A 24432-nucleotide genomic window follows, 5' to 3' on the forward strand; every position below is an offset into this window, starting at 1 on the left:
GTCACACGTGCTCGCGGCTGGCCTGGTGCAACGCCGCCGCAGCGATGGCGCAGAACAACGTCGCGGCGCCGATCGTGGCCCGAACCAAGTTCTCCAGGCCCAGGTGCACGACGGCCGCCACGAACGACGAACCGATCCAGGCGGCAAGCAGCGAGGGCGGAATCCACGCCTTGCGAAGCTTCTTCAGGCAGAACGCCACACCGGCAGCAGCGGACCCGAACGAGGCGAGGGCCGCCACGAGCAGCCAGAACGTCGTCATCGGTTCCGCACCCGCCCCGACACCGACGACGCGTCCAGGTCGATCCCGCCGGCCGCCCGGACCGACCCCGACACCGTCCGCGCGTCACACCGCGCCGACGACGGACCTGACACGTCGATCGACCCCGACGTGGAGTTCAGCCGCGCCCGGCCCGACACCCGCTCGACGCTGATCGAACCGGAGACGGTACGCACGTCGACGTCACGGACCGCACCGAGCTCCACCGAACCCGACGTGGAGTTGACGTCCGCCCGGTCCAGGTCGCCGACGACGCCGACATCACCGGAGATGGTGTTGACGCCGATGCTCGAACCGGACGGGACGCGGGCCACGACGTGTACCGGCGACATCGACACGAATGTGCCGCCCGACACTGGCCGGCCGTTGACGAACACGCCGCCGCCGGCCTGGATGACACCGAAGTTGTCGCCGGCGATGAACACCCCGCCGACGCTGTTGACGCTCACTGACCGGAAGCCACGACCCGACTGGATGACGGTCGTGCCGGCGTTCTGCGGGAAGCGGACGGTGAGTCGGTCGCCGGAGGCGTCGAGGGTTGCGGCGTTCACCGCGTCGGCCGACGAGCCGGAGTCGTCGGTGGTGGAGATGGTCAACTCGGCGTGGGTGCGCTGCTCGGCGATCACCGACAGGGAGAACGCGCCGAGAGAGGCGTGCAGCTCGATCGGGCCGGGGGATTGTGCGGCCAAGGTTCGGGTCGTGGGCATCGAAAGCTCCGTTCTGCAGGTCAGGCGCCAGGGGTGGACAGGACGTCTTCGCGGCATGAGGTGCAGACCGCGAATTGGTAGATCAGCGACCCGAACTGGACCACCGACGGGTAGATCGGGTCGTCGGCGCCGCCACCGGCGCATTCGTGGCCGCACGCGTCGCAGGTCCGGTCGGCCACCGACCCCTTCTTCGGGACCAGCAGGTACGTGCAGGCCAGGCAGACGATCGTGTTCAGCCGCCACGGTGCCGCGGTCACAGGCTGGGGCCGGTCGACGGTCGGGTTGTGCATGCAGGTGTCGGCGGTGCCGGTGCAGTAGGCGATCCACGCCTCGATGACGCCGAGGCGCAGCCAGCCGGGGACCTGTTCGGCGGTGCCGCCGATCCGGGTGCCGTTGAGGTAGGCGCCGATTTCGGTGGCGAGGTTGCGGGTGTGCCGGTTCGCGGCGCCGTGCTGGTCGGCGACGGCGGTCGGGAGGAGGTTCTGGCAGTGCTGGGCGATCTCGACGAACTGCGGGTGGAGCATCAGTTGCTCCAGCGCCAACGTGAATCGGGTGTCGGTCTTCATCGGGCGGACCTCCGGTTGTGGGCGGTCGGGCTCAGATCGGCGGCGAGGAACTGGCAGAGCGGGTGTCCGTACGGACCTCACGGCCGCCATCAGGCGGCCTCGACGGCGGCGGGGCACTCGTCGTGGTAGCCGGACGTCACGTCGATCAGGGCGACGAGTGCCCCGCCGCAGCGGGCGCACGCCGGCTGTTCTCCGGCAGTTCCGGCAGAATCGCCGTACTCCCCCCCGTGCGCGAGATATAAAACGCCCTGTACGTCACCGTCAGTGCCCTCGACATCGCGCGTCTTTCCGGGGTTGGGGACAGTGCGCTCTGAAACTGCCGGAACTGCCGGGGCAAGATCATCGTCGGGGGCTTCGGTCGGCCACTTCTCGTCCGTCTCGGTACGCAGCGTGATGTTCAACGCTCGGATCGAGCCGGGCGTCCGACGCACCTCGAACACGCCGTTGATGCTGGTCACGCGGTCGATAACCTTGCGCTCGCCCATTGGCTTCGCCTGCTGCTGCTCCGCCCAGCGGTTGAAAGCCTGCGCAAACGCACGCTTCGTAATCGTCAGGCTCCCCGGCAGTTCCGTCCCGGCAATAACTGCCGAGCCGTCCGGCGTAACTGCCTGGACCTTGCACTGCTCGGCGACAAACTGCCGGACCCGATCCGACCGCACCTCGAACTCGCGGCGGATCTGCGGGTCGGTCTTTAGGTAGCCGCCGCGGGCCGTCATCCGCTGCCAGGCAGTTACCCAGCGCACGAGAATGCCGGGCAGCTCCTCGGCGATCATCTTCGCCTCGATCGTCGGGTCCTCGCGGCCGGCGAACGACTTCAGGAACCCGAACGGCTTGATCCGCTCCACGTACGCCGACGACGACTCGCCAACCGTCGGCAGCTCGTTGGCGGAGAACGCGAACAGTGCCCGGTTGACGAACGCGAACTGACTGCCGAACTTCCGATCCGCCTGCACCGGATCCTCGCCGGTGAGCATCTTGAAGACGCTCATGTCCTCGACGTGCGCCGACGACAGGTCCGCCGCGCAGTTCAGGATTTTCCCGTACAGGTTCGCCGCCGCGAACCGGTTCTCGGACAACTGGTGCAGCGTCACCGCCGAGTAGTTCTCATCACCGGCGATCTTCTGCATCAGCCGTAGATAGGTGCTCTTCCCCGACCGGGACGGCCCGAACAGGAACACGGCCTTCGTCGGGGTCCGGGACGGGTCGAGCATGGTGGAGGTGGACTCTTCGAGGTCGTTCACCTGGTCGCCGATCGCCTCAGCGAGCCACCTGTCGTAGGTCGGGCACTTCGCGTCCGGGTTCCACTCGATCGGCAACTGCGTACCCGACAGGTAGATCGGGTCGTGCGGCTTCAACGTGCCGGTCGCAAGGTCCAGCATGCCGTTGCGGACATTGAGCAAGGCGGTGTCTCCGTGTTCGGGTAGAAAGCGGCTGATGTTGAACAACTGGCCGGCGGCGAACTCCTCGGCCGCGCCGCGATGCCCGGGCCGGTATCGGTCGCCGAGAAGATCGGAGATGACGCCGACGAAGGCGGTGCCGTCGATGTGGAAGACGCCGCTGCGGTACAGGGCGACCTTCCGTTCGCGGGTCAGCGCGGCCGGGTAGCGGTCGACGATGGCTAGGTAGAGCCGCTGGACGAGTAGTCCGTTGTGGTCGAAGAACCCGATGTCGCCTGCGGTTTCCTGGCGGTCGGTTCGCTTGGACGGTTTGCGGGGGAGCCGGGGCTTCGCCTGGGCGATGAGGTTGGCGAGGTAGGTGGTCCGGCGTTCGGCCGGGCGGGAAGTGAGGACGGTGGCGAGCCGGGCGCGGCCGGGCAGACTGAGGTAGCGGACGCTGCTCGCCCCGTCGGCCATGAGCGCGTCGGTCAGCGCAGTTGCCGCCTGGTGCGCCTGCGGATCGCCGGCAACGTCCATGGCGAAGGCGACGACGACGGGTTTGCCTTCGACGGCAGAGAGGTCTTCAGGCGGGCTGTCGCTGGTTGCCCAGCTTCGACAGCCCGCCACCCCGAGGACCTGCACGCCCGGGGGAGCGCACTCCTCGGCGACTTTGGCCTGCTCAACGCCTTCGACGACGAGGATCGTCGGTGCTTCGTCCGTCACGTGTCCCCCCGCGTGCCGGCCGCCCGCAGGGATGCGCCGCTACGGGCGGCCGGCTGTGTGTTGCGCATGGAGGAGAACCCCTTCCTTGGGGTCAGGAGGGGTGCTGTCAGAAGATGCGGTGCACGGACAGCAGCGGCGCGGCGTCGCGGAGGGCGGCGCGCAGCTCGTTGCTGTAGACGGCGTCGCGGCGACGGTTGCGCTGCTGGCGGTCCTCGCGGCGGGCGCGGGCGTCGGTGGTGATGGTGCGGGTGGTGCCGATCTTGCTAGGCTGAGCGTGAGACATGACGGAAGCTCCATTCCGTTAGGGCCCAGCGCAAAGGTGGTCGGACACCTGCTGGGCCTGTTGTCGTTTCTGGGATAGGGGTCAGGCGGCCTTCGCCGGCTTGGTGCTCTTGCGGGCCGCGCGGCCGTCGAGGGCCTGCTCTAGCTCGCCGAGAAGCTCCGCCCAACGGATCGCGGGTTCGCCGCGGGGGACAGCGAGTCCGTTCTCCCAGCGGGACAGCGCACCGACGGTGACGCCGATCGCGCCGCAGACCTCGTTCATCGACAGCTTCGCTCGCTGCCGGATGGTCCGGCCGCTGCCGCTTTCCGCGTGCTGGCGGGCCGCCATGAGGCTCAGGATGGCCTTGGTGGACATGACCCCATGCTGGCAGAAAATCAAGAGGTTTGCAACATCTGAAGACGCGGACAGACATCTTCGGATCGAACTTGACGCAAAGGATCCTTTGCAGACCTCTTAAAAGGCCATACCTTGGTCCGCGTGGGGGACATGACGAGGTCAGGGCATGCGCCCGCAAATGTGGACGCAACCAGGGAAGACCTGGACGGGCTTGAGCTCGAGCACTTCGCCGAAGACGACGTCACGCTGACCTTCCAGCGGTACCCCGACGACAACGGGCCATGGATGCTGCGCATGTACTGGCAGACCATCGACGGCCGGCGTGAATGCGTCGGGATCAAGCTGTCCTCCATGGCCACCCGCGCCGAGAACCGGGCCGTACCGCCGCCGCTGCAGATGCCGGCCACCGGCGTTCCACTCACCCCGGGCATCGTCCGCGAGTTGAGGATCGGCGACCTGATCCGGGCCGAGCGTGAGCGGCTTGACGAGACGCGGGACGCGCCTGCCGTGCGCCCGGCCGGGCTGCGTGAATCCACGTGGCGGCGCCTGCAGGAGGTGGCTGCCATCTACCGTGCCGCGTACTCGGCCGGCGGCAAGCCGACCACCGCAGTCGCCGAGCGCTTCGGGCTGACCGTCGGCGGCGCGTCGAGCCTCGTGTCGCGGGCGCGCGACGTGGGGTTGCTGCCGCCGACGTCGCGGGGGGCGTCACAGGGGTAGAGGGCAGCATCCAGGGGATCGGGCTGCGAGCCGGGGATCACGGTAGGGGAGGCGTGGCGGCGACGCCAGCCGCGAGGGCCATACCGATCCCGCCCGGGCGCTACGCTGCGCGCGTGACGATGGAGGCGCGGTACGGCGGGACCTGCCCGTTGTGTGAGCGGCCGTACCGGATCGGGCAGGACATTGCCCGAGTCCCCGGTGGTCGGCAGTGGGGTCACCCCGAGTGTGCTGAGGCGGCGGCGAACACGCAGGCGATCCTCGACGGCAAGACGTTCCGCGGGCACAAGCCGTCCGACTGGCGGCTCGGCCGTGGCCCGGGGTCGAGCCGCAAGCAGCGGTGACGACTGTCGCCGCATCGGGTTACCACTAGGCGGCCCGGGGAGCCCGAGGCCAGCCGCGGGGGCCATACGTGGTCGTCGATCGGTGTCCAGCCGTGACCGGCCGCCCGATGCGTTCCGCCCCCTACCGGGTGGACGATCCGACCATGACCCCTCTCCGTCTCATCGCCGCCGCTGCCCTGGTGGTCGCGTTGGCCGGCTGCGGCCCGGACAAGCCGGACAGCACCGGGAAGAACGCGGTTCTGTCGTCGCCGAGCCCGTCCGAGTCGCCGAGCCCGTCGCCGAGCCCGAGCCCCTCGCCGTCGCCGAGCGACGTCACCGCGCCCACCGCCGGGGCGCCCACCGCGGGCCGGACCACCACGAAGCCGCCCGCGCCGAAGACCACGAAACCGCCGGCGCCGAAAACCTCCGCCCCGCCAGCCGGTGGCCACACAGTCACAGCGGGCGCCTACTGCTCGCCGGAAGGCGCGACAGGCGTGACCGTGACGGGAAAACCCATGCGGTGCACGCGGAAAGCGGGAGAGGACCGGGCACGGTGGCGGTCCCCGTGATGCGGCTGGCCGGGATCTCGGCGCCGGGGAAGACCCCTGCGCCGGAGCTGTGTGTGATCTGCGGTCATGGCGCCTATGCGCACCGGGTGCGGGCCGAGGCGGGCGGTTGCGCGCTGTGCCCGGGCTCGGTGTGTCAGCCGCGGGCCGGTCGTGCTTTCACCACCAAGCGCGACCCATCCACCTGATCCGTTCCGGGTCTGGTAGGTGGACCATCCGACGGGTGATCCCTGCCCGATCCCTCGCCGCCGCGGCCGCCGTCCTGTACCGGCAGTGGGCGGGGTCGCCGGTGCAGGATCAGTGTGGGCATCGGGTGGAGGTGCCGTGACGATCGCACCGCCGCACGCCTGCAAGGACATCCCCGACGAGCAGTTCCTGACCGCGGTTGACGACGCGATCCAGATCCGCAGCGACGACGACGGCCGCCAGTGGGTGTGGGCGACCCGGTGGGATGTCGCCGCAGTCCTGGCCGGCCGGCCCGACCTGGTCGGCATCGGCGAGGCGTGCGACCCGAGTCTGTTCCCGCCGGACCTGCTGTCGGCGAAGATCGGGCAGTTGGTGCGGCGTGGCGTGCTCGACGGGTGTGCGTGCGGGTGCCGGGGTGACCTGTCGCGGCCGGGCGGGACGGAGCCGGAACGCATCCTCCGTTCGGACAGCGCCTCTTGAACTTTGCTACGCGACGTAGCATAGTGACTGGCGTGGGAGCTCATGCCACCACTGCCATCAGGAGGGCGCAATGATCGAAACCCGCGAACGCCTCATCGCCGCAGGCCTCGACCCGAGCCTGATCGAGACGCCAGGACCCCTCGTTCCGCAAGGGTCCCTCATCATCAACGGCTGGACCGTACGTCAATGGGCCACGGACCGCTGGGAAGTGACCCCGCCCAGCACCAGCTCCCACACCGGATTCGGCCCCGACGTGCTTACCGCCGCCGATGTCGTGTTGATCGTCCGAGACCGCCCGCCGGTCATGAGCGGCCTGCGGATGAACGACGGCCGCACCACGCCCGCCGCGCAAGCCCGCCCGGTGGCGGGCTGACCGCCGTATGGCAGTCCACATCATTCCCGCCGCCACCGCCGGGGCGCGGAGATCCTGGCGCAAGACCATCACCGGCGTCGACCCCGGCCAGACCAAGGGCTACGCCGTCCAGGGCGACTTCGTCGAGGCCGGCGCCGCCTACGACCTGCCCGCCGGGTCGCTGCTCCTCGGCGTCGACAAGACCGACGACGGCACCGTCGTCACCGTCTGGGAAACCACAGGCGACGAACTGCGCCAGATCAAACAGCTCACCCGAAAAGGCCCCTGGGCGGGCAAGGCCACCATCAGCACCCTGACGAAGCTCGCGGCCGCCCACCCGTGGCCCGCCGGCGCCAAGCCGCGCAAGACGCGGCACGCCACCAACACCACCACCGCGGACTGCCGCCACTGCCACCAGCCCGTGGCGCCGGGTGACGGCATCCAGGGCCGCAACGAACGCGGCTACCCGTACGCCGAGCACCGGCAGTGCCCGCCGCTGCGCAACGCCTACCCGGGCGCCTGCAAGCGCTGCTCCGGCTGGATCGACGTCGGCGAGGGTGTGCTCCACGATCGCCGGGATTTCGAGATGTACGGGCGGCTGGGGGCAGGACTCCCGCCGGTGACCATGGAGCAGTACCAGTCGCTCGGCGGGTTCGTCCTCACCCACGACGGACACTGCCCGCCCGCCGGCCCGACCGCCGACCACGTGGGCGCGTGCCGGCAGTGCGGCGCCGGCCTCGCCGCGGGTGATGGTCTGCACACCCACAAGACCTGCCCGCCGGCCAGCCGCAAACCGTCACCGCCCCCGCCGAACCGGTACACGGAGTCGTGCGCCCTGTGCTGGCAGATCGTCCCGATCGGCCGGGGCATCTACGCCAACCGTGCCGTCACCCACGCCGGGCAGTGCCCACCCGGGTACGACGGGCCGACCTGGACGGTCAGCTACGGCCATCCGGGCCGGTTCCATCCGCGCCCCGACCGCGGCTACACCGATGGCCAGGCGCTACGGGCCACCGTGTGCGACGACGTCCACCCGGTCCCGGCCGACGCGCCCGGCTACCGCCGCGACGGCAGGCTCGTGTCGATGATCGGTGTCGTGGTCGCCGAGGCCAAACCCGTCTACGTCCGCGACGAGGACGGCAACAGCCCGGCCGGCCTGGTCGGCACCGACGGCTGGTTCTTCCAAGCCAAGGTCCGTGTCGCCACCCCGGAGGAGGCCGCGGCGGTGCTCGCCGGCGAGGCGCACGTCGAGCACCGCGCCGTGTTGCGGGCACGGGCCGTGATGGAGTTCGTCCGCGCCGCCGACGCCGAGATCCCGGCGGCCGCCGGCGGGCTGCTCGAGCTGCCCGGTGTCCGGGTCGAGCCCCGCAACCCAGGGTCCCTGGCCTTTGCCGCATCGTTCGGCGCGTTCCTGCACCTGCGGGTCGACCGACCGGGCGGCTGGGTGTGGGTGTTGCAGTACAACGGCGCCGACGGCGACGACTGGTCCGTGTCGAACTACACGACCTACATCGCCCGCCGGGTGCCGCTGACCGGCGACCGCGCGCAGCTCGTCGACGAGCTCGGCGAAGCATTCGGGAGCCTGTGATGGCCCAGTACGACATCATGCACTCGTGCGGGCACGAGCAGACCCACCAGATCTACGGCACCGACGTCCGCGGGGAGCGGAAGCGCGAGGCGGAACGGCTGGCCCGTCGGCCCTGCAAGGACTGCTGGAAGGCCGGCCGTGACGCCGACCGGGCCGCGAAGGTCGCCGCCTACGTCGACGTGACGGCGCTGCCCGCGCTGACCGGCAGTGAACGGCAGACGGTGTGGGCGGCGAAGATCCGTGTCGACGGGCTCGCCGAGATTGTCGAGGTGGTGGATGCCCCGCCGGTCCCGGCGTACGGCACCGCCATCGCCGCGGTCAAGGCCGGGCACCCGGCGCCGATGTTCGGTCCGCAACTGCACCGGCTGCGGCCCGGCGACCGGTCAGAGGTCATTCGCATCCTGCTCGGCGCGGCCCTGCGGCAGACCGCCGCAGGGTGGTGGATCGATCACCGCGGCCGGGTGGCGTGGGCGGCGATGGACGTCATGTCCGAGGCCGAGCACGACCGGCTGGCAACCCTGCTGGGACACCCGGCGTGAAGGCGGCGTTCGCCGCGGAGGCGATCGGGCTGCGGCCCGCCGACGACCGGCTGTACCGGCAGCTCGGCATCCGCGGGGAGATGCACCGGGCGCGGCGGCCCTGGGTGGCCCGCCTCGAAGGTCTGTGCCCGGTCTACGGCTACCGTCGGGAGTTCCTCGACCCGGACATCGACTACACGGACGCGAACGGCAACGGCAGCCGTGGGGTGGTGTTCCGGTGGGTGCTGGAGTCCGGCCGGTTCTACGAGACCCGCTACCCGGTGTCGTGGTCGCGGATGGGGCACCGGTTCCTGACCGCGACGCCGGAGGGGGATGTGGTCGACGTGACGGAGGCGCAGATCAGGGCACGGTGGGAAGAGGAGGAGGTGCGGCGACGGTGGGCAAACGAAGCCTCGGGGTTGACGTTCTGACGGCGGCCCGGCAGCGGATCGCGCGGGTGTTCGACGACTTCCCGCGCATCTACGTCAGCTTCAGCGGCGGCAAGGACAGCGGCGTAATGCTGGAGCTCGTCGCCGACGAGGCCCGCCGCCGTGGCCGGCGGATCGGGGTGCTGTTCGTCGACCTAGAGGCCCAGTACCGGCTGACGATCGACTACGTCGCCGAGGCCTACGAGCGGCACGCCGACGTGATCGAACCGTACTGGGTGGCATTGCCGCTCAACCTCCGCAACGCGGTGAGCCAGTTCGAGCCGCAGTGGATGTGCTGGGATCCGGGCCGCCGCGCCGACTGGGTGCGTGACCCGCACCCGTCGTCGATCACCGATGAGGAGTTCTTTCCGTTCTTCCGGCGCCGGATGGAGTTCGAGGAGTTCGTGCCCGAGTTCGGGCACTGGTACGGCGGCGGGAAGCTGACCGCCTGTTTCGTCGGCATCCGTACGGCCGAGAGCCTCAACCGGTGGCGGACGATCGCGTCTGGCCGGAAACGGCCGTTCGAGGGCCTGCAGTGGACGACGTGGATCAAAGGCGGCCCGACGTACAACATTTATCCGATCTACGACTGGGCGACCGAGGACATCTGGACCTACTACGCCCGGGAGCGCCGCCCGTACAACCGGCTGTATGACCGGATGCATCAGGCCGGTTTGACGATCCATCAGGCGAGGATCTGCCAGCCGTACGGCGATGATCAGCGCAAAGGTTTGTGGCTGTATCACGTGATCGAGCCGGAGACGTGGGCGCGGGTGGTGGCCAGGGTCAACGGAGCGAACCAGGGCGCGCTGTATGCGCGGGAGGCGGGGAACATTCTGGGCCGGATCAAGGTGACGAGGCCGGATGGGATCACCTGGGAGGAGTTCGCGCATCGGCTGCTGGAGTCGATGCCGCTGCCGCTGGCGGACCACTACAAGGACAAGATCGCCGTGTTTCTGCGCTGGTATCAGGTGCGCGGATACCCGGACGGCGTCATTCCCGACGAGGACGTGATCGCGAAAGGCAAGCCGTCGTGGGCGCGGATCTGCAAGGTGCTCTTGAGGAACGACTATTGGTGCAAGGGACTGACCTTCAGCCCGCCGAAGTCGAGCCCCGGCGCGTACGAGAAGTACAAGAAACTCATGACGAAACGACGGGCACAGTGGCAGTTGATATGACGACCACGATTCAGCGGATGACGAACCAGAGCCGCAGCTTCTACCGGCTGCTGGGTCCGTTCCTGGCCCGGCGCGAGGTCGTCGCCGAGGTCGGCGGCCCGATCTGGGACGAGGATGACAAGACGTGGTTCGTGGCCCTCGCAGACGGGGTCGTGGTCGGTTTCTGCGCCGCCCGCGAGTCTGGCAGCGTGGTGACTCTGCAGTCGGCCTATGTGGTGCCCGGCTATCGCCGCTCGGGCGTATATCGGGCGCTGTTCGCTGACCGGCTGGCGTGGCTCGGGGACCGGCCGGCACGCGCGGTGTGTACCGAGGCGAGCCTGCCGGCATTCCTCGACACCGGCTTCACCGAGGCCCGCACGCGGGGCCGGTTCACCGAGGTGCGCCGTGGCTGAGGGTTTGCATGCCGCGTTGTGGGAGGCGCTGCCGAAGCGGATGCCGGGCATGGTGCCCGGTGTTGTGGCGCTGCGGGTGCCGGGCGTGCCGCTGCCGGTGGTGGTGGCCGCCCTGGAGGAGATGGTTGGTGACGGCCGGGTGATCCGGGTGGTGCGCCGCAAGCATGACGTGTACTACCGGGGCCCGTGGTCGCGGCCCGATACTGCGGCACCAGCCGCCAACTACGCAGAGGAGACCCCGCTATGGACCTGATCGGACAGCAGCTCGTCGAGCGCGCCAGCGCGCTGTTCGCCGAGCTCGACCAGATCCCCGAGGCTGAGCGCATCGACGTCATCAATGAGGTGCGGCTGGCGTTGCGGGAGCATTCGCCGATGCAACGGGAACCGGTCGACTGCGTGCTGTGGGTTGACGCGGATCAGGTAGCCGGAAACGAGTACAACCCGAACGTCGTGGCGAAACCGGAGATGGACCTCCTCAAGTTGTCGATCATGTCGGATGGGTTTACTCAGCCGATCGTGGCATGGCCGGTCGACGACGGGGCGTTCGAGGTGGTTGACGGATTCCACCGACACCGGATCGGCAAGGAGGTCGGAGCGATCACGAAGCGAGTCCGGGGGCGCCTGCCCGTCTCGGTGATCAACGCGGAGCGGACGGCGAAAGAGGACCGGGTCGCGGCGACGATCCGACACAACCGGGCCCGTGGCGTGCACCAGGTCGACGCCATGTCGGAGATTGTCGTCGACCTGGCGCGGCGGAACTGGTCGGACGAGAAGATCGGCAAAGAGCTGGGCATGGAGCCTGACGAGGTGCTGCGCCTCAAGCAGGTGACCGGCCTGGCCGAACTGTTCGCCGACCGGGGGTTCTCGGAGGCGTGGGAGGCTGAGCCGCAGGAGTCGCATCGGCGTACGACCCGGACGGTGGTGCGTCGCCGGTGACCGGCCCGCCCGAGACGCTGACGACGAGCGAAGTCGCGGCGCTGCTGCGGCTCGGCTCGGCGGCGGCGGCCCGCGTGCAGCTCGCCCGGATGGGTGTCGCCGCGGTGGGCCGGGACGTGAACAGCGGCGAGAAGCTGTGGCCGCTCGCCGAGATCAGCGCCAGGCAGGCGGAGCGTGACAGGCAGGGCACGAGAAATGATCTACGGCTCCGGAGGGGCGAGTTGAAGTTCGAGCGGTTCCTGATTGCCTCGAACTGGATCGGGGAGGCCCCGACCGGTTTCGAGGAGGCGTACTGGCTGCTGACGACCCCGACCCGGGACGGCGCCCGCCTGATGCCGCAGGTCGCGGCGATCCTCGGCCTGGATCAGGCCCGGCCCGGCCGGCCGAGCGCCGAGGCGGAGGTGCGAGTCGTGCTCGGCGACGGGACGGCGACCCTGCACGCTCCGGGCGGGCAGACGCTTGCAAGGCCGGTGGAGGGCGACTGGCCTGCGGTCGCGACGGCCCGCCGGCAGGTGGTGCTGGTGGTCGGGCTGGAGGCGATGCCGGTCGGGGCGCACCCGTGGGCGTATGTGGAGCGGCACGGGGACCGATGCGTGATCGGTCTCGTTCCGGTGCCGAGATTCGATGACAAAGGAGAGATGCTGTGACTCGTCCGGCCCCCGCCAACGATTTCGGCCTGGTCGCGACAGCGACGTTTGACGACTGGACCTCGAGCCCGCCCTTGTTACGGCAGTTCGCCGAGCAGAGCGTTGAGGTGCAGATCAGGGACTTGCCGCTGATCGCCGGGATGGGCGGCAACGCGCAGTTGGTGTGCTATGTGTCGCCGAGGACCGGGAAGCCGATGACGGTGCTGCTGGTGCCGCACCGGCCGGCTGTGGACCAGTACGCCGAGGACTACTTCTATTTCGAGATGGCGGCGGAGACGGCACTGGCGGGTGATGTGGATGCCCGCTGGGCGGAGCTGTACGACAGATGCATGGCGCTGTCCAGGGGCCACGGCGATACAGCTTGACGCGGTACAGGGTGACGCTGTAGCATTGTGGGTATGACGCAGATCGCCACCTACCAGCCCGGCGCCGAGATCGACATCGACGGCACCGCGATCATCCTGTGCCGCCGCAAGGGCAGCACCGGCATCCGCTGGACGTGGCTCAACCCCGAGACCAACCAGATGGGCGAGGCGTACCAGGCCACCCCCGAGGCCGCCATCGACCACGCCCGCCGCGCGCTCGGCAACCTCTGCGGCTGCGGCAACGTCGCCACCATGACCGCGTCGACCCGCCGGACCTGCGTGGACTGCTACGACCGTCACGCCGACTGAGGAGCCAACCCCATGACCCCCGCCCCCGCCCCCGCCCCCGCCCCCGCCCCCGCCTGCTCCGGCGTCTGCGCCACCCACGGCCGGCTCTGCGAACTCGACGACGGCCACCCCGACCACCACGAATGCGTCACCTGCCCCGACTACAAGGCCAGGCAGCGCAAGGCGATGATCGCCGACCGGGTCGCCGCTCACCGCACCTACGTCGACGTGATCGAAACGACCCCCGACGAGGACTGAACGATGATCGTAGACATCCACATCGGCGACCAGCCGGTCAAGGTCGACCTGGACCGGCTCACCCCGACCGCCCGGGCGCTCGCCGAGGCGGTCGCCGACCACCCCGCCCGCTCCACCGTCGACATCTGGATGGAGGCCGACGCCCCGATCCGCGACACCACCCCCGACTGGCATCTGTGGTACACGGAGGCCGAGGCCGCCAGGCCGGAGCGACGGCCGTGGCGAGGCTGGTCCACCAAGCCGCTCAACGGCACCGGCCCCCACGAGCGGCTCGAGGACGAGGCCGCGAAGATCCCGCCCGGATGGCACGTGCTCGGCGCCCACCCGGCCAGGCCGGTCCCGTCCGGGCCGGTGCGAGAGGCGACCAGCGCCCAGGTGTTGACCTACCTGCGGGAGCACGGCCGGGATATCACCGCAGCCACGTGGAGCTCGTACGTCGCCCGGAACCAGGCGCCGCAGCCGGTGCGGAAGGTCGGCCGGACACCGCTGTGGGACCTCGACGAGGTAGAGAGGTGGCATGCGCGATGACGTACGCGAAGCAGTTCTACGTCTACCAGGGCGAGTTCCGCGCCGAGGCGAAGCGCCTCGGCGTCTACGACTCCGACGTGCCCGCCGGCCCGTGGCTGCGCATGATCCGCGAGTATTTCGACGCGGACATCCCCGTCGCCGAGGCGGCCGCCTGGTACGCGCTCCAGCTCGGGCCGAGCGTCGCCCGGCTGCTCCGCGCCGCCGACCACACCCCGGCCAGCGCCGGCGCCTACATCGAGCGGATGCGGACGTCGTCACGCCTCGACGACCTCGGCCTGATCGTCGAGTGGATGGCCGCCAGCCGCCCGGTCGAGGACGCCGTCGCATGGGCGAACCTCGGCTACCTGCCGTCGGAGGCGGCGCCGCTTATCGCGCAGGACGTCACTCCGGAGATGGCCGGCGTGATCTCGGACGCGGCGGTCGCCGTCGACGGCGGGCCCGAGGGGCACCTGCGCGCCCAGGTGCTGCGACTCGCCGAGGACATTCCGGGCCTGCTCATCGACCCGGACTTCGCCGACCGGCTCGGCCTGGACGAGCCCGACGGGCACTGAACTCCGCTGCCGCCGTTGAGGGTCGCTGTCCGCGACGGCCCCAGGCCGGGCCAGGTGGCCGATGGCTTCCGGGTGCCATCTTCGGCAGGATCGGGTGTCCGCCCACCCCGAGGAGACGTCCGTGACCCAGCCCGCCCGCCGCGCCGGCGGCATCCCGCCCTTCGCTGCCGCCCTCAACGTTCTCGCCGGTGTGTGGGCCATCCTCGGCGTTGTCATCGGGCTCAGCCCCTGGCCGGCCGCCGACAACGGCTACACCAAGATCCCGGCCGAGGCGAAAGCCCCCGCGATCACGGCCATGTTCGTGGGTGGGCTCGCCGCCACCGTCGCGCTGGCTGGCGCCGCGGTCGTCGCCCAACTCGCCAAGCGCGAGGCGGGGGAGTCCTGATGCGTGCGGCCGGGATCGTGCTGCTCATCCTCGGCCTGGTCGTCGTGCTGTGCGGCGCAGGGTATGCGGTTGCCTACTACGCGACCAGCGGATTCTTCGACGGTGGTCCTGAACAGCTCGCCGACCTTGGTTACGGCAACCTGGCCGTCGCCGGGAGCGGCCTGTGCTGCGGCGCCGTCCTCGCCGCGGTTGGCGGGATCATGATGGTCGCGGCGAAACGGCGGCAAGGCTGACTCGGCGTCCCGGCTGTGCAGGTCGAGCGGCTAGGTGAACCTCCCCCGCCTGAAGGCGGGGGCTTCTCGGGGCGCTCATGCCGCGTCCCGATGGGCAGTTCCTGCCCGGAGAATGTTCAGGGCCGCGTTGCGGTCGGCGTGGTCGACGTGACCGCAGGCGAGGCACTCGAACTTGGCCTGTGCGACGCGGTTGCCCGCTGCTGTATGCCCGCATCGGGCGCAGCGGCGGGACGTGTTGGCGGGGTTGACGAACACGACCTCCCGCCCAGCTTCTTCCGCTTTGACGAGAATCGCGTTCACCAACACCCCCCATCCCGCGTCGAGGATCGACTTGTTGAGCCCGGACTTCGCGGCGGCACCGTTCGGCGCGAACGTGCCGTCTCCGTTCGGGACGGGCTTCGGCCGCTTGGTCATGTTGGCGGTCTGGAGGTTCTCCAGCACGATCACGTCGGCGTGCCGGACCAGCGCGAGCGCGGCCTTGCGGGCGCCGTCGACCCGTTGGCGGCGGACCTTGCCGTGCAGGGCGGCCACACGGTCACGGGCCTTGCGGCGCCGGTTCGATCCGCGTTGGCACCGGGAGAGCGCCCGCTGGGCGGTGGCGAGCTTTTCGGTGGCCGTGCGGGCGTGGCGCGGGTTGGGTGCGTGCCCGTCGTGGTCGGTGAGGTCGGGGATCGGCTCGCTGGCGGTGAGCAGGTGTGCGACGCCGAGGTCGACGCCGACCGTCCGGCCGGTCTCCGGCAGTGGTGCCGTGTCGACTTCGACGGGCAGGGCGACGTACCAGCGGGCGCGCGGGCCGGCGCCTTCGCGTTTGACGGTGACCTGGCCGAGCTTGGCGCCGTCGGGCAGGTTGCGGTGCATGCGGACCTTGATCACGCCGACGCCCTGTACGCGGAGGGTGGCGTGGCCGGGGCTGGACTTGGTGGCGTCGAACTTGATCCCGTCGCCGTGTCGGAAGTCGACGGAGTCGAACCGGTGCGCGGACCGGAAGCGCGGGTAGCCGGGCTTCTCTCCGGCCTTGATGCGGCGGAAGAACGCCTTGAATGCCTTGTCGAGGCGGCGGATCGTCTGCTGCTGGGATGTGAACGACCACACGGCCTGGTCGGGCCGGGCGGCGCGCATGTCGGTGAGTTCGGCCATCTGCTCGACGGCTCGGATGCTGGCACCGGCGCGGCGGTATGCCTCGCGCCGGTGTTCGAGTGCGGCGTTGTACAGCTCGCAGTGGTCGTGGAGCATCGCGGTCAGCCGGTCACGCTGCGGGGAGGTGGGGTAGAGCCGGAACACGTAGTTCCTGATCACGTTCACCTCCCTTATGGTAACTGACTTACCATAGAACTCTATCACAACTGAGCTACCACAAGCCGGTATGCTGGCCGGATGCTGGAAGGGTTCCTGACCTCGGACGAGGCTGCCGCGCACCTCGGGATCGCGAGGCAGACCCTCTACAACCTGGCCGCCACCCGCGACGACTTCCCCGAACCGAAACGCGTCGGTCGCACCCTGCTCTGGTCGGTCGCCGGACTCGACGAGTGGCGCGGGAAGCACCCGGCCCGGAAGCGACGCGATTCCCCCGCCCCCTGAAGGGTGCGACCCCCTCGCGCTACTTCGGTGGAGCGTGACGGGTGTGACGGGTTTTCGGCGTTTCTGGGCATGGAGCTGTCATACGCATGAGGTACATGCCGGGAAATCGCGAAAACCCGTCACACCCGTCACGCTCCATACTCCCCAAGCCCAAAAGCTCAGCGAGGAACAGCGCCGAACGGTCCGTGCGGACCCTCGCCCCGCGCCTTCCTCGCCGCCTCGACCCCAGCCACGACGAACCCGGAAGGCCCAGCAGTCCAGCACGACGAAAACGCCCCGCACCTCAAGAAGGGCGGGGCGCTGTTGCGTCTCCAGCTATAGCGAGCTCAGCCAGCGCATCGCGTCGACGATCAGCTTCCGTGCGGCTTCGCCGGTGACCGCCTCATCTTTGATCCGATCCATCGCGTCACTGAATGTCCTCGCCTCGTCGCCGGTCAGCGTGACATCGCCGGCGAAGTGCTCGACGCTGACCTCATCGTCGATCTGCATGAACCGGATCTGCGGCACGAACGGGATGTTGACACCGAACGGCACGATGCCGAACCAGATATGCGACGGTCCGCGGGTCGCCTCTAGGAGGCGGCCGAGTTGGCCGAGCATTACGTCCGCCGGGCAGTACGCCATGCGTAGCGCTGCCTCGTCGATGGAGAACTCGAACTGCTTGCTGGCATCGTCGAGCACCTGCTGGCGCTCGATTCGAGCCGCGACCGTCACGTCGAGCTCGGCCGGGTCGAAGCCGGCCGTCGTCAAGCCCTGTATCGCCTGATGCCTGGCGTAATCGGCCGTCTGCAGCAGGCCGGGGATGACGTTGTTCTCATGATTACGGATGCGATGCGCGGCTCGCACTCGCTCGTCGTAGCTGCGCTGAATAGCGGCCTGTCCAGCGTTGCGGCCACGCCGCCACGACCGGGTGATGACGCTGACCTGTTCACGTAGGTCCAGCAGCCGCTCGACGACGGCCTGATCGAGGTTGAGCGCGGTGCCGATGGCGCGGATGTCGTCGCTGCTGGGTAGCTGCCGGCCGTTCTCGAGCTTGGAGATCCGCGGCTGTGTCCAGCCTTCACCGAGTCGTTCGGCTAGGGCCGCGCCGGTGAGGTCCGCTTCGTCGCGCAGGCGTCGTAGTTCGCTGGCGAGTCCGCCGGGCTGCAAGAGCCTGGCTTCCGTCGGGTTGGTCATGCTCGCTCCTCAGGCTGCTGCGCTGCTGGTGAACGGCGCGCTGTGGTGGACTGCCAGGTCACGCCACGTGCAGTACCGAGAGACGATCGCGGGATCGGTGAGAATGGTGCCGCCGAGCGGTGTGCCGTCGTCGGCGAACCGCATGACGGCGACGGCTTCACTGTCGAACAGCCACCAGTCGGTGTCGGCGGGCAGCCCGGCCTCGACGGCGTCGGGCCTGCTGATGGTACGGAGGGTTTCGCCGGCGGCGACGTTGTACCGGGCCATGTGGAGTTCGAACGCCTGGTAGTCGGTGGGCGGGGTTTCGATGATGCGTACCCGCTCGAGACGGCGCCCGGCGGCGGTGACCTCGCGGACCTTTTCGAGCCAGGTGGCGTAGTAGTCGTAGTCGGTGGCCGGCCGCGGCTCACCCCGCAGGTAGTCGTCGAATGCCTCCCGCTCGACGTCGACGGTGTAGACCGGCCGCGCCTCCAGCCGGAACGCGTCGCGCCGGAAGTACCTGAAGGCGTCGTCGAAGTCGCGCGGGGTGAGCCGTGTCGTCATGGCTACTGGGCCGCCACGATGCCGGCGATGACATCCGCGGGGACAACGATCGCGTCCTCGTCGGGGGCGAGGTCGCGCAGTTGGGCACGCTCCTCGTCGGTGATCCTCCAGCCCTGGATGACGAACCGGCCATCCTCCCGCTTGTAGAGGGCCGGGCAATTGCCCGTCGTCGACTCGGCTGTTTTGCGGATGAACTCGATCTTCATGCCGCGCTCCTTGAAGGTCGCAGGGTCTCGCCACGTGCCCCCGATGCTCCCGCACCGGGGGCTTTTCCGGCAATAATTCGCGGCCCACGCGGGATAGGTGTCGCGTTTGCCGGACTTGGCGGACCTGGCGAGGCAAGTGTATGCGCATAATTCTTGCTATTGATCTCTAGTATGCGCATAATCAGTTGCGGGCGCCACGATCCCGGCGCCCGCAACGACTACCCCTGAAGGACCGACGTGGACGCATCAGCCGGCACCCTCGCAGCCCTCGACGGGCTCAGCGACGCCGACCGCGACACCTACGCCGCGTTCGTCCGCATCGCCGACGACGCCGAGCGCGCGGCCGCCATCACCGCCTGGGGGCGCCAGCGCGGGAACCTCCGCAAGCCGTTCACGACCCTGCGCACCGACGCTCTGATCAAGGCACGTCGACAGGCAGAGCGGGACGGCCGGAAGCTCACGCGGCTCGCCCGCCGGGTCGGCTTCGACCCGTCTCGCCTGTCACGCCTTACCAGGGCATCCTCCGAAGGAGCCGCAGCATGAGCACCGAGTCCACCGCCGCCCGCTCCGCCGCCAATCTCGGCGACCCGCTCAGCCGGACCGCGCTCGCCGCCAGTTTCCGGGACGCCGCCGGCCTCTGCATCGGCACCCGCGACGGGCTCGCCGCAGCCCCCGTCGAGATCGGCCTGCGGATCGACCCCACGCTGATCAGCGACCTCGGCGAGGTGCAGCAGCTTCTCGCCGGCATCGCCGTCCTGATCGAGTCCGGCGACGTGTACGCCGCCAGCCTGCGGACGGTGACCGCGTGACCGCCGCCGTGATCGACTTCGTGACCCGCCGCCCCGTCAACGTTGAAGCGACCGTGATCCACACGCCCGCGTGGTGGACCTGCCCCACCTGGTGCAACGGCGGCGACGACTGCTACGGCGGCGAGACGATCCGCTTCCCCAACGGCGGCGAGATCGTCACCTCCAGGCACCACGCCGGCGTCATCTGGTCCGACACCGTCCACGACATCGACGGCAGCCCCATCGACGTCCGTGTCGAGGTCGCCGCCATCGAAGACGCCGACGACGGGTTCATCGACGGCACGGTCGTCGACATCACCGTGTCGACGGTCACCACCGACCCCGGCACCGTCGAGAAGCTCGCCGACGCGCTCCGCGCCGCGGCCCGCGTCGCGCGGCAGCCGCTCCCCACCAGCCCCCGGCCGTCGTCAGAGGGCGACGGCCGGGCTCCAACGTCCGGCCGGGACGTCCCCCCGTTCGTCCCGGCCGGACCCTCCCTCACCACGGTGGAGGTGCTGTGACCGGCCAGACCGTCGAGTGGGGCGTCCAGCTCACACTCCCGACCGGCGGGATCACCGTCGAGCGGTTCGCCACGTGCGCGATCGCCACCAACTCGGCGGTTGCCTTCAACCGGCGAACGCGTCCTCGGGCCGGGATCTTCGGGCGTCGCGCCAAGAGTGACCGCGCCAAGGTCGTGTTCCGGGTCGTCCGATACGGCGACTGGACCGTCGGCAGTACTGGTGACGAGTGGGGCGTCCGCGAAACCTGGACCGACGGGTACGTCGAGATCCGGGCCTGCCTCGACCGCGACCACGCCGACTTCAGCGCCGGCCTCACCAAGAACGGTTCGACCCGGATCGTCGTGTCCCGCACCAAGCAGACCGGCCACTGGCAGCCCGTAGGGGTGGTCACGTGACCGCATCCCTCACCGAAAGCCCCTGGGCGGCCGGGCCCCCGCCGGTCGCCCAGGCCAACGGCCACCGGCCGATCATCGACCTGCCGTCGTGGACGAGCCGCGACGCGGTCGACGAACCGACCGACGTCGTGCCGGTCGAACCGACCGCCGACCGACCGACTGTCGAGGCGCCTGCCACCCAGTCGGTCACGGAGGCCGACAGCCAGGCGGTCGACCGACCGACCGGCGCCGGCACCGTCAAGGCAGTCGCCCCGCTCGTCGTCGTCAACGCCCTCGCCGTCTACGGCCAGCTCGCCTACGCGCTCGAGCACATCGCACCGACCGGCTGGATTCTGCCCGCCCGGGCAGCACTGTCGGTCGGGTTCGCCGCCGCAGTCGAGTCGGTCGCCCTGTACGTCGGCTGGCACGCCCACGACGCCCTCCTCATCAAAGCCCACGCCACCGCGCGTCGGTTGCGCCGCTGGTCGTTCCTCATCGCCGCGGCGGTCGCTGCGATGAACTACGCCCACTTCGCCCATCCCGGCCTCCGGCCGACCGCCGCCGCGTGCGCGTTCGGTCTGCTGTCGCTGCTGTCGCCGTGGATGTGGGGACTGCACACCCGCCGCCAGCAGCACCTCCAACTGGTCAAGGAACGGAGGGTCGACGAGGCCGGCGCCGAGTTCTCCGCCGAGCGTCGCCGGAACTTCCCGATCCGCGCCTGGCAGGCACGCCGCTGGTCGATCGACCACGGGGTGACGGACCCGCGGGAGGCGTGGGACGGGTACAACGCCGAGCGTCGCCGGAAGGCGGACGAGAAGTGTGACCGACGGGCCGACCGACCGACGGGCCGACCGGATCAGGCGCCGACCGCCACCCGTCCGGCCGACCGTGGCGCCGACCGTCGACCGTCCCCGCGACCGACCGTTGCCCCGACTGCCGGACCCGACCGTGAGTCGACCGACCGACCGGCCGCCGGGGCGACCGACCGACCGACCGGGAAACCGACCGCCGTACCGACTGTCGACCCGACCGGCCCACCGACCGCCAAGGCGACCGACCGGGCCCCGGCCCGCCGCCGACCGACCGTCAAGGCAGTCGGTCGCCACTCGTCGGCAGCGGTCGCTAACGCGGCCATCCTGCGCGAGCGGTACGGCGACCGACTGGCCCAGTCGGAGTACGCGATGCGGCAGGCCCTCGGCTGGTCGCACGGGCGGATGGTCGCCGCGGTCGCCGCGCACAAGGCAAAGGCCGACCTGCCGACCGACACCCCGACTGGAGGTGGAGGCAAGTGATGAGCACGGACCGACCGACTGCCCAGTCGGTCGACAGCTACCGACTGCAGGTGCATACGGCGTCGATGTTCGCCGCGGTGTTCGCGGCGGTCGCCGTGTTCGTCGATCGTCTCGGCTACACCGCGGAAGGTGTCGCCGGTGTTGTGTTCGGCGCGGTCGCCTTCGGTGTGGCAGTCGGTTCCGCCGCGCTGTACGACCGGGCGGTCGCCCGGCAGTCGGTCGGTGGTGTCGCATGAGCAGTCGGCGGACCCAATACCGGTGGGTGTGGCCGGTGCTGCTGGTCGGCATGCCTGCCCTGTTCGCCCTGGCCGCCGCTGTCGGGTGGTGGGCGTGATGGCGCTGCGAGGCACCCCGCAGGAGCGCCGGGAGCAGAAGGCGCGGCAGCGGGCAGCGAACCGGGTCGCGCACGTGCAGGCCAGGGCCGGTGCGGCGCGCGGCGGTCACCAGCTCGTGGTTGTGGCGTGCAACGCGGCGCTCGCGGCGAGCAAGCGGATCAACGACGAGGCCCGGATGCGGCTCGCGCGGGCGATCGCCGAGGTCGTCGAGCGGCACGACACGGCAGAGAACAGGAAGGAGAACCGGTGACTATCAGTGACGCGTTTCCGGTGGCTGCGGCGGCGGCAGACGCTGCGGCAGACCCTGCGGAGCGTCCGGAGAAGGCGCGGGTGCATGCCCGCATGCGCGCGCGAGAATACCGGTCACTCTCGGTGTTGGTCAACTTCCGGCGTCAGGTGTGGGCCGACCTCCGCGACGCGTGGTGGATGCCGGCCTCCCTGCCGACATTCCAGACCGCGTGGGCGGAGCGGATGCCGGACCGCGACCGTGTCCCCGGCGGCAACGGTGTGCTCTACGCCGGCTGGGTGGCCTACAACCACACCGTCGGGCTGCTCATCCCGGCCGTCGCGCTCGCCGTCGTCGGCGCCCTCACCCCGATCCTGTGGGCCGCCCGGCACCCGGCGCGGCTCGCCCTGCTCACGGTCATCGTGACCGCCCTCTACGCACTCACCCTCGGCTGAAGGAGGCCGCCATGAACCAGATCACCGCGTTCCTGTCCACCCTCAGCGGCCTCGTCCTGTTCGGCGCCGCCTACTACATCCACCAGAAAGTCCGGCTCACCCGCACCGCCTGCGTTATCGCCGCCGCCGCCGGGCTGCTCACCTACACCTCGGCGATCGGCACCTGGGTCAACAGCATCGCCGCGAAGGCCAGCATCCTGCTCGTCGCCGCCGTGGTCGTCGGGATCTGCGTCATCGTCGCCGACGTCAAAGGCAAGAAGAAGGGCGCCGACCGGCCGGCCCTGTTCGCGTTCTTCCTGGTGCCGCTGTTCCTCGTCGCGTTCATCTCGACGTTGCCGAACGTCCTCGACCAGGTCGGCGACAGCGTCGACCGCGTCACGCAGCAGACGGTGAAGTAGCCATGGAGGGACTTCTGGCGGTCCTGATCGTCACCTGGCTGCTGTCGAAAGCGGTCGGCGACACGATCGTCGATACGACCCTGGCGAAGCAGGGGAAGGTGTCGCCGCGCCTGGAGGCGAAGTACGGCGACAAGGCCGGAGCGATGGTCAAGAAGTACGGTCCGCTGGACTTCTTCCGCGACGCATGGAACGACTACTGGCCGCGGCGGACGGAGGCGCTGATCGCGGCCAGGGACGCGAAGGCGGCGAACCCGGGCGAGCGGGTTCGGCTGCGGGACCGGTTGGCTGCCGCGAAGGCTGCCGTGACCGCGAAGGCGGCACCGCTCGTAGAGAAGGCCAAGCAGTCGCCGGTCGTGCAGAAGCTCGTCCAGCCGGTCGGCAAGTCCAAGCCCACCGCCGTCTCCGAGCCGGCCGAGTCGGAACCGGTCCCGCGGATCGTCGACGGCGACGACGCAGACGAAGGCACCCGCCGGTTCAACGACGCTGGCCAGCAGGAAGAGTACCGCGACGGCCGGTGGCAGCCAGTCCCGAAGAACCCCGACAGTCCGCCGGAGCCCCCGGCGAAACAGCCCACACCCAGCACGGGAGGACCCATGACCGCACCGACCGGTGAGGCCGTCAACTACGAGACCACCGTCGCCGAGCTTGAAGCGCTCGCGAACGAGCAGCGCGGACACGTCGACCAGTGCGCCGCGGCGCTGCAGGCGATCGGGTCGGCGAAGGCCGCGATCGGCGACATGCAGGAGTCATACCGGGCGTCGGCCGCTGCGGCCGCCAGCACCGCCGAGCATCTGGCGGCGAAGAACCTCGACGGGGTCACCCTCGCCAACGCCGGCACGACCGTGGATGCGATGCCCGCCGGGAAGGTCGACGAGATGTTCGACCAGCTCGAGCTCATGGAGGCCGAGGCGCAGCAGCGGCTCGCCGACGCGGAGGTGGCGTTGGCGGCCACGGAGACGAACCTGCAGCACATCCAGGGCACCTACGGCGACGCGCACGCCACGGTCGCCGGGAATCTCGGCGGCGACTCGTCGTTCCTCGACGCTGGCGGCGGTGCGGCGCCGATGGGGGCGCTGGAACGCGAGATCCGATTCGACCCCAACGACCTGGGGCGGTGGGACGAGCCGCTGTTGATCGTGACACCTGCCGCAGTCAGCGGCTCGTCCCACCGCCAGCCGAACGGGGATGCCGCGCACGACGCGGCTCACACCGCAGCCCGCGAGGCGGGCATGCAGGCCGTCGACGACCGTGGCACGTCACTGAGCACGGTCGAGCAGCAGGAAACCTACCGGCAGGCGTACGACCAGGAGATGCGGCAGCGAGGGTTCGGCCCGGACGGGACCGCCAGCGTCTGAC

Annotated in this window: 41 protein-coding genes; 30 read left to right on the top strand and 11 right to left on the bottom strand. The window is 70.0% G+C overall.

Annotated features, from left to right (window positions below; genetic code table 11):
* Position 1: 1 nt before the first annotated feature.
* From Drose_RS05860 to Drose_RS05885, 6 genes are all read right to left on the bottom strand, one after another.
* A complete protein-coding gene (locus Drose_RS05860; protein ID WP_260727148.1) occupies positions 2 to 259 on the bottom strand; it encodes a hypothetical protein in 258 nt (85 codons plus the stop codon).
* On the bottom strand, positions 256 to 984 hold the full coding sequence (locus tag Drose_RS05865) for a DUF4097 domain-containing protein (protein ID WP_260727149.1): 729 nt from the start codon (positions 982 to 984) through the stop codon (positions 256 to 258). Before Drose_RS05865 ends, Drose_RS05860 begins: the two co-directional genes overlap by 4 nt.
* A gap of 20 nt (positions 985 to 1004) precedes the next feature.
* Positions 1005 to 1550, bottom strand: coding sequence for a hypothetical protein (locus Drose_RS05870; protein ID WP_260727150.1), 546 nt, complete (start codon positions 1548 to 1550; stop codon positions 1005 to 1007).
* Positions 1551 to 1639: 89 nt separating this feature from the next.
* Positions 1640 to 3649 carry a DNA primase family protein gene (locus Drose_RS05875; RefSeq protein ID WP_260727151.1) on the bottom strand — a complete coding sequence of 670 codons (2010 nt, stop codon included), beginning with the start codon at positions 3647 to 3649 and terminating at the stop codon, positions 1640 to 1642.
* A 106-nt stretch (positions 3650 to 3755) separates the two neighbouring features.
* On the bottom strand, positions 3756 to 3932 hold the full coding sequence (locus Drose_RS05880) for a hypothetical protein (protein WP_260727152.1): 177 nt from the start codon (positions 3930 to 3932) through the stop codon (positions 3756 to 3758).
* Between the two features lie 81 nt (positions 3933 to 4013).
* Entirely contained in the window at positions 4014 to 4286 is a 273-nt protein-coding gene (locus tag Drose_RS05885) for a helix-turn-helix domain-containing protein (protein WP_260727153.1), read from the bottom strand.
* A gap of 162 nt (positions 4287 to 4448) precedes the next feature.
* On the opposite strand from Drose_RS05885, the gene Drose_RS05890 reads away from it, so the two are divergent.
* Positions 4449 to 4985, top strand: coding sequence for a hypothetical protein (locus Drose_RS05890; protein ID WP_260727154.1), 537 nt, complete (start codon positions 4449 to 4451; stop codon positions 4983 to 4985).
* Between the two features lie 113 nt (positions 4986 to 5098).
* Positions 5099 to 5326 carry a hypothetical protein gene (locus tag Drose_RS05895; protein ID WP_260727155.1) on the top strand — a complete coding sequence of 76 codons (228 nt, stop codon included), beginning with the start codon at positions 5099 to 5101 and terminating at the stop codon, positions 5324 to 5326.
* 121 nt (positions 5327 to 5447) lie between these two features.
* Here the strand turns inward: Drose_RS05895 and Drose_RS05900 are convergent, their stop codons facing one another.
* Positions 5448 to 5762 (bottom strand): hypothetical protein, encoded by a 315-nt coding sequence (locus Drose_RS05900; RefSeq protein WP_260727156.1) that lies wholly within the window; start codon positions 5760 to 5762, stop codon positions 5448 to 5450.
* A gap of 433 nt (positions 5763 to 6195) precedes the next feature.
* On the opposite strand from Drose_RS05900, the gene Drose_RS05905 reads away from it, so the two are divergent.
* The 17 genes from Drose_RS05905 (at position 6196) to Drose_RS05985 (ending at position 15184) form a co-directional block, all read left to right on the top strand.
* The gene (locus tag Drose_RS05905) at positions 6196 to 6537 is read left to right on the top strand and encodes a hypothetical protein (RefSeq protein WP_260727157.1); all 342 of its coding nucleotides are present in this window, start codon (positions 6196 to 6198) and stop codon (positions 6535 to 6537) included.
* Between the two features lie 70 nt (positions 6538 to 6607).
* Positions 6608 to 6910 carry a hypothetical protein gene (locus tag Drose_RS05910; RefSeq protein WP_260727158.1) on the top strand — a complete coding sequence of 101 codons (303 nt, stop codon included), beginning with the start codon at positions 6608 to 6610 and terminating at the stop codon, positions 6908 to 6910.
* Between the two features lie 7 nt (positions 6911 to 6917).
* Entirely contained in the window at positions 6918 to 8477 is a 1560-nt protein-coding gene (locus Drose_RS05915; RefSeq protein WP_260727159.1) for a hypothetical protein, read from the top strand.
* Positions 8477 to 9016, top strand: a complete 540-nt coding sequence (locus tag Drose_RS05920) for a hypothetical protein (RefSeq protein ID WP_260727160.1) — start codon at positions 8477 to 8479, stop codon at positions 9014 to 9016. The genes Drose_RS05915 and Drose_RS05920 overlap by 1 nt, the downstream gene beginning before the upstream one ends.
* Entirely contained in the window at positions 9013 to 9426 is a 414-nt protein-coding gene (locus Drose_RS05925; protein ID WP_260727161.1) for a hypothetical protein, read from the top strand. The genes Drose_RS05920 and Drose_RS05925 overlap by 4 nt, the downstream gene beginning before the upstream one ends.
* The gene (locus Drose_RS05930) at positions 9393 to 10601 is read left to right on the top strand and encodes a phosphoadenosine phosphosulfate reductase (RefSeq protein WP_260727162.1); all 1209 of its coding nucleotides are present in this window, start codon (positions 9393 to 9395) and stop codon (positions 10599 to 10601) included. Before Drose_RS05925 ends, Drose_RS05930 begins: the two co-directional genes overlap by 34 nt.
* Positions 10602 to 10618: 17 nt before the next feature.
* A complete protein-coding gene (locus tag Drose_RS05935) occupies positions 10619 to 10993 on the top strand; it encodes a GNAT family N-acetyltransferase (RefSeq protein WP_260727163.1) in 375 nt (124 codons plus the stop codon).
* Positions 10986 to 11246 (top strand): hypothetical protein, encoded by a 261-nt coding sequence (locus Drose_RS05940; protein ID WP_260727164.1) that lies wholly within the window; start codon positions 10986 to 10988, stop codon positions 11244 to 11246. The genes Drose_RS05935 and Drose_RS05940 overlap by 8 nt, the downstream gene beginning before the upstream one ends.
* On the top strand, positions 11237 to 11929 hold the full coding sequence (locus Drose_RS05945; protein WP_260727165.1) for an IbrB-like domain-containing protein: 693 nt from the start codon (positions 11237 to 11239) through the stop codon (positions 11927 to 11929). The genes Drose_RS05940 and Drose_RS05945 overlap by 10 nt, the downstream gene beginning before the upstream one ends.
* Positions 11926 to 12576 (top strand): hypothetical protein, encoded by a 651-nt coding sequence (locus Drose_RS05950; protein ID WP_260727166.1) that lies wholly within the window; start codon positions 11926 to 11928, stop codon positions 12574 to 12576. Before Drose_RS05945 ends, Drose_RS05950 begins: the two co-directional genes overlap by 4 nt.
* Positions 12573 to 12941 carry a hypothetical protein gene (locus tag Drose_RS05955; RefSeq protein WP_260727167.1) on the top strand — a complete coding sequence of 123 codons (369 nt, stop codon included), beginning with the start codon at positions 12573 to 12575 and terminating at the stop codon, positions 12939 to 12941. The genes Drose_RS05950 and Drose_RS05955 overlap by 4 nt, the downstream gene beginning before the upstream one ends.
* 33 nt (positions 12942 to 12974) lie before the next feature.
* On the top strand, positions 12975 to 13250 hold the full coding sequence (locus Drose_RS05960; RefSeq protein ID WP_260727168.1) for a hypothetical protein: 276 nt from the start codon (positions 12975 to 12977) through the stop codon (positions 13248 to 13250).
* Between the two features lie 12 nt (positions 13251 to 13262).
* Positions 13263 to 13487: a hypothetical protein gene (locus Drose_RS05965; RefSeq protein WP_260727169.1), complete on the top strand. Its 225-nt coding sequence runs from the start codon at positions 13263 to 13265 to the stop codon at positions 13485 to 13487.
* 3 nt (positions 13488 to 13490) lie between these two features.
* The gene (locus Drose_RS05970) at positions 13491 to 14015 is read left to right on the top strand and encodes a hypothetical protein (RefSeq protein ID WP_260727170.1); all 525 of its coding nucleotides are present in this window, start codon (positions 13491 to 13493) and stop codon (positions 14013 to 14015) included.
* A complete protein-coding gene (locus tag Drose_RS05975; protein WP_260727171.1) occupies positions 14012 to 14566 on the top strand; it encodes a hypothetical protein in 555 nt (184 codons plus the stop codon). Before Drose_RS05970 ends, Drose_RS05975 begins: the two co-directional genes overlap by 4 nt.
* A gap of 121 nt (positions 14567 to 14687) precedes the next feature.
* The gene (locus Drose_RS05980; RefSeq protein WP_260727172.1) at positions 14688 to 14951 is read left to right on the top strand and encodes a hypothetical protein; all 264 of its coding nucleotides are present in this window, start codon (positions 14688 to 14690) and stop codon (positions 14949 to 14951) included.
* Positions 14951 to 15184: a hypothetical protein gene (locus tag Drose_RS05985; RefSeq protein WP_260727173.1), complete on the top strand. Its 234-nt coding sequence runs from the start codon at positions 14951 to 14953 to the stop codon at positions 15182 to 15184. The genes Drose_RS05980 and Drose_RS05985 overlap by 1 nt, the downstream gene beginning before the upstream one ends.
* A gap of 75 nt (positions 15185 to 15259) precedes the next feature.
* On the opposite strand, the gene Drose_RS05990 is transcribed toward Drose_RS05985, so the two are convergent.
* The gene (locus Drose_RS05990; RefSeq protein WP_260727174.1) at positions 15260 to 16486 is read right to left on the bottom strand and encodes an RNA-guided endonuclease InsQ/TnpB family protein; all 1227 of its coding nucleotides are present in this window, start codon (positions 16484 to 16486) and stop codon (positions 15260 to 15262) included.
* Between the two features lie 72 nt (positions 16487 to 16558).
* Here Drose_RS05990 and Drose_RS05995 point away from each other — a divergent pair, with 72 nt between their 5' ends.
* Positions 16559 to 16762 carry a helix-turn-helix transcriptional regulator gene (locus Drose_RS05995; RefSeq protein ID WP_260727175.1) on the top strand — a complete coding sequence of 68 codons (204 nt, stop codon included), beginning with the start codon at positions 16559 to 16561 and terminating at the stop codon, positions 16760 to 16762.
* A 315-nt stretch (positions 16763 to 17077) separates the two neighbouring features.
* On the opposite strand, the gene Drose_RS06000 is transcribed toward Drose_RS05995, so the two are convergent.
* The 3 genes from Drose_RS06000 to Drose_RS06010 are packed head-to-tail and all read right to left on the bottom strand — an operon-like array spanning position 17078 to position 18687.
* A complete protein-coding gene (locus tag Drose_RS06000) occupies positions 17078 to 17938 on the bottom strand; it encodes a helix-turn-helix domain-containing protein (protein ID WP_260727176.1) in 861 nt (286 codons plus the stop codon).
* A 9-nt stretch (positions 17939 to 17947) separates the two neighbouring features.
* Entirely contained in the window at positions 17948 to 18481 is a 534-nt protein-coding gene (locus tag Drose_RS06005; RefSeq protein WP_260727177.1) for a DUF6879 family protein, read from the bottom strand.
* Between the two features lie 2 nt (positions 18482 to 18483).
* The gene (locus tag Drose_RS06010) at positions 18484 to 18687 is read right to left on the bottom strand and encodes a hypothetical protein (RefSeq protein ID WP_260727178.1); all 204 of its coding nucleotides are present in this window, start codon (positions 18685 to 18687) and stop codon (positions 18484 to 18486) included.
* Positions 18688 to 18924: 237 nt separating this feature from the next.
* Here Drose_RS06010 and Drose_RS06015 point away from each other — a divergent pair, with 237 nt between their 5' ends.
* The 10 genes from Drose_RS06015 (at position 18925) to Drose_RS06060 (ending at position 24431) form a co-directional block, all read left to right on the top strand.
* Positions 18925 to 19230 (top strand): hypothetical protein, encoded by a 306-nt coding sequence (locus tag Drose_RS06015; protein WP_260727179.1) that lies wholly within the window; start codon positions 18925 to 18927, stop codon positions 19228 to 19230.
* Complete coding sequence (locus Drose_RS06020) at positions 19227 to 19496, top strand: hypothetical protein (protein WP_260727180.1); 270 nt, start codon at positions 19227 to 19229, stop codon at positions 19494 to 19496. The genes Drose_RS06015 and Drose_RS06020 overlap by 4 nt, the downstream gene beginning before the upstream one ends.
* Complete coding sequence (locus Drose_RS06025) at positions 19493 to 19996, top strand: hypothetical protein (RefSeq protein ID WP_260727181.1); 504 nt, start codon at positions 19493 to 19495, stop codon at positions 19994 to 19996. Before Drose_RS06020 ends, Drose_RS06025 begins: the two co-directional genes overlap by 4 nt.
* Positions 19993 to 20391 (top strand): hypothetical protein, encoded by a 399-nt coding sequence (locus Drose_RS06030; RefSeq protein WP_260727182.1) that lies wholly within the window; start codon positions 19993 to 19995, stop codon positions 20389 to 20391. The genes Drose_RS06025 and Drose_RS06030 overlap by 4 nt, the downstream gene beginning before the upstream one ends.
* Positions 20388 to 21662, top strand: a complete 1275-nt coding sequence (locus Drose_RS06035) for a PT domain-containing protein (protein WP_260727183.1) — start codon at positions 20388 to 20390, stop codon at positions 21660 to 21662. Before Drose_RS06030 ends, Drose_RS06035 begins: the two co-directional genes overlap by 4 nt.
* Positions 21662 to 21898: a hypothetical protein gene (locus Drose_RS06040; RefSeq protein WP_260727184.1), complete on the top strand. Its 237-nt coding sequence runs from the start codon at positions 21662 to 21664 to the stop codon at positions 21896 to 21898. Before Drose_RS06035 ends, Drose_RS06040 begins: the two co-directional genes overlap by 1 nt.
* 97 nt (positions 21899 to 21995) lie before the next feature.
* Positions 21996 to 22247 (top strand): hypothetical protein, encoded by a 252-nt coding sequence (locus Drose_RS06045; RefSeq protein ID WP_260727185.1) that lies wholly within the window; start codon positions 21996 to 21998, stop codon positions 22245 to 22247.
* Entirely contained in the window at positions 22244 to 22678 is a 435-nt protein-coding gene (locus tag Drose_RS06050; RefSeq protein WP_260727186.1) for a hypothetical protein, read from the top strand. Before Drose_RS06045 ends, Drose_RS06050 begins: the two co-directional genes overlap by 4 nt.
* Before the next feature lie 11 nt (positions 22679 to 22689).
* Positions 22690 to 23076, top strand: a complete 387-nt coding sequence (locus tag Drose_RS06055) for a hypothetical protein (RefSeq protein ID WP_260727187.1) — start codon at positions 22690 to 22692, stop codon at positions 23074 to 23076.
* A gap of 2 nt (positions 23077 to 23078) precedes the next feature.
* Positions 23079 to 24431 (top strand): hypothetical protein, encoded by a 1353-nt coding sequence (locus Drose_RS06060; RefSeq protein WP_260727188.1) that lies wholly within the window; start codon positions 23079 to 23081, stop codon positions 24429 to 24431.
* Position 24432 lies beyond the last annotated feature (1 nt).

It is taken from the genome of Dactylosporangium roseum (assembly GCF_025264685.1).
In the GTDB taxonomy this organism is placed as follows: Bacteria; Actinomycetota; Actinomycetes; order Mycobacteriales; family Micromonosporaceae; genus Dactylosporangium; species Dactylosporangium roseum.

Excerpts from the sequence above, each read along its gene's own strand:
- Drose_RS06020 (WP_260727180.1), top strand. The coding sequence starts at position 19,227 with ATGAGCACCGAGTCCACCGCCGCCCGCTCCGCCGCCAATCTCGGCGAC.
- Drose_RS06060 (WP_260727188.1), top strand. The coding sequence starts at position 23,079 with ATGGAGGGACTTCTGGCGGTCCTGATCGTCACCTGGCTGCTGTCGAAA.
- Drose_RS05910 (WP_260727158.1), top strand. The coding sequence starts at position 6,608 with ATGATCGAAACCCGCGAACGCCTCATCGCCGCAGGCCTCGACCCGAGC.
- Drose_RS06010 (WP_260727178.1), bottom strand. The coding sequence starts at position 18,687 with ATGAAGATCGAGTTCATCCGCAAAACAGCCGAGTCGACGACGGGCAAT.
- Drose_RS06040 (WP_260727184.1), top strand. The coding sequence starts at position 21,662 with ATGAGCACGGACCGACCGACTGCCCAGTCGGTCGACAGCTACCGACTG.
- Drose_RS05935 (WP_260727163.1), top strand. The coding sequence starts at position 10,619 with ATGACGAACCAGAGCCGCAGCTTCTACCGGCTGCTGGGTCCGTTCCTG.
- Drose_RS06000 (WP_260727176.1), bottom strand. The coding sequence starts at position 17,938 with ATGACCAACCCGACGGAAGCCAGGCTCTTGCAGCCCGGCGGACTCGCC.
- Drose_RS05995 (WP_260727175.1), top strand. The coding sequence starts at position 16,559 with ATGCTGGAAGGGTTCCTGACCTCGGACGAGGCTGCCGCGCACCTCGGG.
- Drose_RS05860 (WP_260727148.1), bottom strand. The coding sequence starts at position 259 with ATGACGACGTTCTGGCTGCTCGTGGCGGCCCTCGCCTCGTTCGGGTCC.
- Drose_RS05865 (WP_260727149.1), bottom strand. The coding sequence starts at position 984 with ATGCCCACGACCCGAACCTTGGCCGCACAATCCCCCGGCCCGATCGAG.
- Drose_RS05915 (WP_260727159.1), top strand. The coding sequence starts at position 6,918 with ATGGCAGTCCACATCATTCCCGCCGCCACCGCCGGGGCGCGGAGATCC.
- Drose_RS05965 (WP_260727169.1), top strand. The coding sequence starts at position 13,263 with ATGACCCCCGCCCCCGCCCCCGCCCCCGCCCCCGCCCCCGCCTGCTCC.
- Drose_RS05975 (WP_260727171.1), top strand. The coding sequence starts at position 14,012 with ATGACGTACGCGAAGCAGTTCTACGTCTACCAGGGCGAGTTCCGCGCC.
- Drose_RS06045 (WP_260727185.1), top strand. The coding sequence starts at position 21,996 with ATGGCGCTGCGAGGCACCCCGCAGGAGCGCCGGGAGCAGAAGGCGCGG.
- Drose_RS05985 (WP_260727173.1), top strand. The coding sequence starts at position 14,951 with ATGCGTGCGGCCGGGATCGTGCTGCTCATCCTCGGCCTGGTCGTCGTG.
- Drose_RS06005 (WP_260727177.1), bottom strand. The coding sequence starts at position 18,481 with ATGACGACACGGCTCACCCCGCGCGACTTCGACGACGCCTTCAGGTAC.
- Drose_RS05960 (WP_260727168.1), top strand. The coding sequence starts at position 12,975 with ATGACGCAGATCGCCACCTACCAGCCCGGCGCCGAGATCGACATCGAC.
- Drose_RS06055 (WP_260727187.1), top strand. The coding sequence starts at position 22,690 with ATGAACCAGATCACCGCGTTCCTGTCCACCCTCAGCGGCCTCGTCCTG.
- Drose_RS05885 (WP_260727153.1), bottom strand. The coding sequence starts at position 4,286 with ATGTCCACCAAGGCCATCCTGAGCCTCATGGCGGCCCGCCAGCACGCG.
- Drose_RS05970 (WP_260727170.1), top strand. The coding sequence starts at position 13,491 with ATGATCGTAGACATCCACATCGGCGACCAGCCGGTCAAGGTCGACCTG.
- Drose_RS05880 (WP_260727152.1), bottom strand. The coding sequence starts at position 3,932 with ATGTCTCACGCTCAGCCTAGCAAGATCGGCACCACCCGCACCATCACC.
- Drose_RS05920 (WP_260727160.1), top strand. The coding sequence starts at position 8,477 with ATGGCCCAGTACGACATCATGCACTCGTGCGGGCACGAGCAGACCCAC.
- Drose_RS05945 (WP_260727165.1), top strand. The coding sequence starts at position 11,237 with ATGGACCTGATCGGACAGCAGCTCGTCGAGCGCGCCAGCGCGCTGTTC.
- Drose_RS05870 (WP_260727150.1), bottom strand. The coding sequence starts at position 1,550 with ATGAAGACCGACACCCGATTCACGTTGGCGCTGGAGCAACTGATGCTC.